This is a genomic window from Legionella tunisiensis (assembly GCF_000308315.1).
Classification (GTDB): Bacteria; Pseudomonadota; Gammaproteobacteria; order Legionellales; family Legionellaceae; genus Tatlockia; species Tatlockia tunisiensis.
In genome coordinates this window covers 1-5121 of the sequence record NZ_CALJ01000145.1, presented here as the reverse complement: position 1 = coordinate 5121, position 5121 = coordinate 1, and the positions used below count along the sequence as shown (strand labels likewise).

The window sequence follows — 5121 nt, the reverse complement described above, 5'->3', positions numbered from 1 at the left end:
TTAACCTCTCGCAGCAATGGCTGAGCGGCCTCTTTTAGAGGAGCGTCAGACACAGAAATTTGCTTACGGAATTGAACGTCCTTTTTCGCATTCACAAGCTTTTCCTAATCCGCGAGCTTTAGTGAGCGCGCTTTTTCAGCCCTTTATGCAAAACTCGTTTGGTTCGTTTAATCCCTTTTTCTGTTTGCGCAGTTGCTTCTTCTTGTAGAGCAAATAAATGCTTTTCTAAAATATGAAATGCTTCTTCAAAATAATCAATCGCCTTATGCCCATTATCAAACAACAATGAGACGTTTCTATCCAAGATTTGTTCTGGACGATTAAGATTTTTATTTGTTCTGGTTTCATATAAGAAAAATTTTGCAATGTTTTAAGATTAAGCTCGAGTAGTTCTCGCATAGGCTGAACGGAATTAAGTAAATTTTTTCCTAAAAGCCTACTCTGGATTTGCGGTTGCAATCGAAGGGTTTCTTCCTTGCTCATGAGTTCTCTCCTGTTGCCAATATATGGTTAATTATAGACCATACTACCTTTTCTAGAACGCATAATCTTCACGTCTTAAGAACAGCGAGCTAAGAACAGCGAAGCGCTTGGATAAACTACTATCAAATAAGAATCACTTCGAAGTGATTCTTATTATCAAAAGAGAGACCGCACAAAACCTCATCGGAGAGATTTAAAAATAATTTCTATGTTCTTACCATCTTCCTTTTCTCTTGCAACGAGCCACTCCTGAATGGCTAATGGTAATTGACCACGACGATTGGGATCATTCGTGAAGTAGTACACTTTTCTCTCATCTGAGTTTAAAATTGCAGCCCAAATTAGGTCGTTATTGGCCATTATGATACAGTTCCCTGGCCCTATACCTCGTATAAATCCGGAACGGACAGAGGCTTTGGGATCGGTACTTTGCTCACTATCTCGCGCACTCCCACATCCTGATGCAAACTGAGAATAATCACTACCCACCAATTTTTTAAAACTGTCTTCCTGGTGTTTTGAATCTAACAAGCCAAGCTCTACAAGATTAAGGGATTTCTTTTTACCATTTTTGACATAATTACCATTAAAGAAAACCCCATTCCCTGCGTAATACGTGCATCCAGAGTTTTGGGTGACGGCAAGCTTGTTATTTACAAACTGAAATAACAACTGACAAGGTGGATTACCACCTTCTTCATTTTTATCAATGGTTAGAGCATCATTACCAATAAAGAATGCTTTATTTTCCAATTCACCTGTATTACCACCGTTATTGGCCATAATGGTATAACTAAAACCTTTTGAATCAACAGCCGTAATGTCTAAAACGGACTGCCCATACTGATTGCTATAGTCAGCAAGCCAAGTTCCAATAGCTATCTGCTTCTGTATAGGTTGTGAAGCGGGTAACAAAGCCTGTAGCGCTTTGATCCGTTGATCATAGGCTTTGGCAAGACAGGATGAGGATTGACAAAGATTTCGGTCTTTTAGCCACTGCTGTTGGCTTTGATTTAACTGGCTGTTTGAGCCCGTGTTAGCAATTTGGTTATATAAAAGCCCCAAATAACTATCTTTTATACTGAGCGCTTGCTCGTTGCAAATCATTTTCTCTATAGCACTAACTGATTTGTGGCAATCATAACTGGCAGCATAACCAACACTCATTACACTGAAAAATAGTGAACCTGATACTGCAACATATCTGTACATAATAGTCCCTTACCAAAGAATTAGCATGAATATAATCTATCCAATGGACTCTGTATAGATGGATTATAATGAATCTCAGGTAGCTTCCTTTTAATCACTATTTGCTAAAAATGCGATTTAGGTTCTAAGTTTATGCATAGGGATATAAATCTTGGAGAACCAAGATGCCAGAGATTAATCAAGTAAAGGCCGAGCAATTTGCTGAAGGTTTACTCTCGACAATCAACCATGCCGTTTTGGCGTTGATGATTTCTATTGGCCATCGCTCCAAGTTATTTGACACCATGAGCGAAATGAACTTTGCGACAAGTGAGGAAATTGCCCAAAAATCCGGCTTAAATGAACGTTATGTAAGGGAATGGCTAAATGCCTTGGCCACAGGCCAAATCATCGAATACAATGCGTCGCAAAGAACCTATCATCTCCCACCTGAGCATGCTGCCTTTCTTACACGAACAGCCGCACAACCTGACAAGGTATTACGCGCTGTCTATCGCGCATTAAAACCTAAGGGCACCTTTCTCATGCAGGATATCAAAACTTCAACCCACGTTGAAAACAACATGAATCACCCTATTGCCCCACTCATTTATACTATTTCCTGTATGCATTGCATGACTGTTTCTCTGTCTCAGAATGGCGCAGGCTTAGGAGCCGCATGGGGCGAAGAATTGGCCGAATACATGTTAAGAGCGGCAGGATTTACCCAAATTAGAAAACACTATTTGGAACACGACATCATGAACATCTATTATGTTGTTCGTAAATAGGCACTGGATTATATGACCTGTAACTGCTACTCAATTGCTTTGGCACTTCGATTATAAGGAAGCACAATGAAAATAAAGAACTTTTTTAATATCAGCGCTGTTACTCTCTGAGATTGCTTGTGCAAACGACTCCACTGCTGAATTAGCTGCAGGAGGTTTGGTTTTCACTAAAAACGCGTTCATTGAATTACAATCGGAAGCGCTCTTTTTATCCTTAAAGAAAGTTCGCATTCGCTATAGTTTTTAATAAATCGGATAAACCCATCAAGGTCTTGGTTGCTTTTCCTTTACCACTCATTAGAAGTTATCGCTACGATAGACAATTTACAGTTTTACCAGTCGATGATCCAACCAACCCTGTAGGTTTCATCACTCGCGTCAATAACCAACCGGTTAAAATGTCCATCCACCAAAAGGCTCTGGTTAAAAATAAAGACCAAACAGCCATACTCAAAAAATACAAGCTTCCTTTATCCCCTGAATATAGTCAAACCAGAAAAGCATTGCTGGGTATTCCCAAACAGCAATGGCCGGAATTAGAATCCCTTGGCCTCATTTGGCTTGAAGAATTCGACGATGGCAAAGGGATGAGAAAAGAACCTCAGCCTGCATGGGATTTAAAAACCATTTATAGCTGGGAGCAAATTTTCCCATCTAAGCAGACCATCACTATTGAGCATGAATACCAGCCTGTGATTGGCTCATCAGCGGGTACCAGTATAGGTACTTCTTATGCAATCCATGAAAAATGGTATAAAGAATTTGTTGAAAAATACTGTATTAGTGAACAATTACAAAAAAGCTTAACCCCAAAAACCAAAGACAGCACACCTCCCTACACCGAAGGACGTTTGACTTACATTCTTAAAACAGGCGCCAACTGGGCGGGGCCAATTCGCGATTTCACACTAACGATTGATAAAGGTGAGAAGAAAAATCTAATAAGCTTTTGCGGCAAAGAAAAAGCCAAACAAATCTCAGCTACTCAATTTCAGATAAAGAAAAAGAATTTTATACCTGGTCATAATTTGAATATTCTTTTCCTTATTCCTTACACCGGCCAAATTGATTAAATTTTAAATTTTTTAATTCAAACTGAAACGAAGTAAAACCAGGGTTTTGATCTTTCGAAACGGCTATCCAGGCTATATTGCTGGTTAGGGATACTGTAGTCAAACTACGTAATGCGAGAACAGAAAAAAATCCTTCACTTAACGGCATTGCCTGTTATCTGGTAATCATCTCAGCAATTACTCTCTCTGGCTGATTTGCTTCGAGTTTTGCATCCAAGCCATCGATTTCCTTTTTAGTCCGGCGAGCTGTCTACCCAAAGAGACAGAGCGCTTTTTCTCATATTTTTTACCATCTCTTCGTATAAAGCATGTTTCTCTTCGAAAAAGCTAAGACCATGCTTTATACTCCCTAAAAACTATATCTAGATATCTACTCGATTAACTAAATCTTCGCCTACAATAGGCTCTTCCTTCTTCTTAGTCACAGCAACGTCGCTTGATGACACACCTGTCGGTACATTCTTAACAGCGTTTTGTGCGATATCCACCAAAGAGCCTTCCGGGACATGGACAATCTCGTCTATCTGGCTTTGCAGCTCAGCAAACTCATCAACCTCAACCAGAACATCTTCATCCACGAGTAAAGCCTCTTGCACAGTCTTAAAGAGCTCAGCAAACTCTTCTTCACTAAAATTAGCACCCAAAATTGCCCGTCTGACGGCTTCAGAATCATTTGATAAATCATCAACCTTAATCATATTCTGCAACAGGTCAACAGTAATTTCCTCTTTTTTAAGCCGACTAATATCGATATGAGGATTAATCACTGCAAGCTTTCTTTGAAGACTATCGATTGGAGGTTCTTCTGCTGTCTCTAATTCTTGCTGATAAGTTGATAATTTATTTTCATCCATACCCATTTTTACCGCGCTTGCCCCCGCAGTAATAGCCGCAACTCCCCCTACGACTGCAGTAACAATAGTTGTTATGAATCCTAGAGTCAAACCAAGAGGAGAAAGAACACCTGTTAAAATTAAGATAGTACTGATCACCAAAAATAGTGATATGACAGCACTTGCGAGTGAGCCAGCATTTCTACGTGGAAATGATTTTTCTGCCTCGTTATCCATTGCCTCATTATGACAGCTTGCTACGTACTCCCTATGCCAAGGAAGTAATTTTGAATCATACCACTCCAGGGCTTGAGCGACGTTTTGTTTCTGTTTTTCTATCAAGACTTCTTTGACGATTTCTAATTGCTCGCTCGTTAATTCCTTCCATTGCTTTTGCGCCAAAACTTTTCCTATGACCTCTCGATGTGTCTGCTCTAACTCATCCCAATGTCCTTTTTGCAAAATCTCATCGACAAGTGACTGCTCTCCATTAGAGAGATCTAGCTGCCACACTTCTAATCCTTGTTTTAGGATTGTAAATTCTTCATCAGATAAGTTCTCTTGTTCATCCAACGCCTTTTTGATGGCCACTTGTTCCTTCGTTAATTCTAGCCAACTCTGCGTTATCTGATCACATTGTCGCTTGAAGGGCTCAATTTTATCCCTTTCATTATCTACACGACCGACCGTATAAAGAGGGCTTAGCTCTTCCAATTTTGCTAAATTAACACCCCCATCTTTTAAAAAGAC

General features: G+C 39.8%; 6 protein-coding genes. 3 read left to right on the top strand and 3 right to left on the bottom strand.

Annotated features, from left to right (window positions below):
- Positions 1-118: 118 nt before the first annotated feature.
- Both BN58_RS30765 and BN58_RS09380 read right to left on the bottom strand, forming a co-directional pair.
- Positions 119-304 (bottom strand): hypothetical protein, encoded by a 186-nt coding sequence (locus BN58_RS30765; protein WP_156812454.1) that lies wholly within the window; start codon positions 302-304, stop codon positions 119-121.
- A gap of 359 nt (positions 305-663) precedes the next feature.
- A complete protein-coding gene (locus BN58_RS09380; RefSeq protein ID WP_019216594.1) occupies positions 664-1695 on the bottom strand; it encodes a lysozyme inhibitor LprI family protein in 1032 nt (343 codons plus the stop codon).
- 164 nt (positions 1696-1859) lie between these two features.
- Here BN58_RS09380 and BN58_RS09375 point away from each other — a divergent pair, with 164 nt between their 5' ends.
- From BN58_RS09375 to BN58_RS09365, 3 genes are all read left to right on the top strand, one after another.
- Positions 1860-2465, top strand: a complete 606-nt coding sequence (locus tag BN58_RS09375) for a hypothetical protein (RefSeq protein ID WP_019216593.1) — start codon at positions 1860-1862, stop codon at positions 2463-2465.
- Positions 2466-2553: 88 nt separating this feature from the next.
- Positions 2554-2712 carry a DUF4424 family protein gene (locus BN58_RS37710; protein WP_083852165.1) on the top strand — a complete coding sequence of 53 codons (159 nt, stop codon included), beginning with the start codon at positions 2554-2556 and terminating at the stop codon, positions 2710-2712.
- Entirely contained in the window at positions 2702-3538 is an 837-nt protein-coding gene (locus BN58_RS09365) for a DUF4424 family protein (RefSeq protein ID WP_083852164.1), read from the top strand. The genes BN58_RS37710 and BN58_RS09365 overlap by 11 nt, the downstream gene beginning before the upstream one ends.
- Positions 3539-3900: 362 nt before the next feature.
- On the opposite strand, the gene BN58_RS31670 is transcribed toward BN58_RS09365, so the two are convergent.
- A partial coding sequence (locus tag BN58_RS31670) for a hypothetical protein (protein ID WP_040916374.1) occupies positions 3901-5121 on the bottom strand: 1221 nt, incomplete at its 5' end.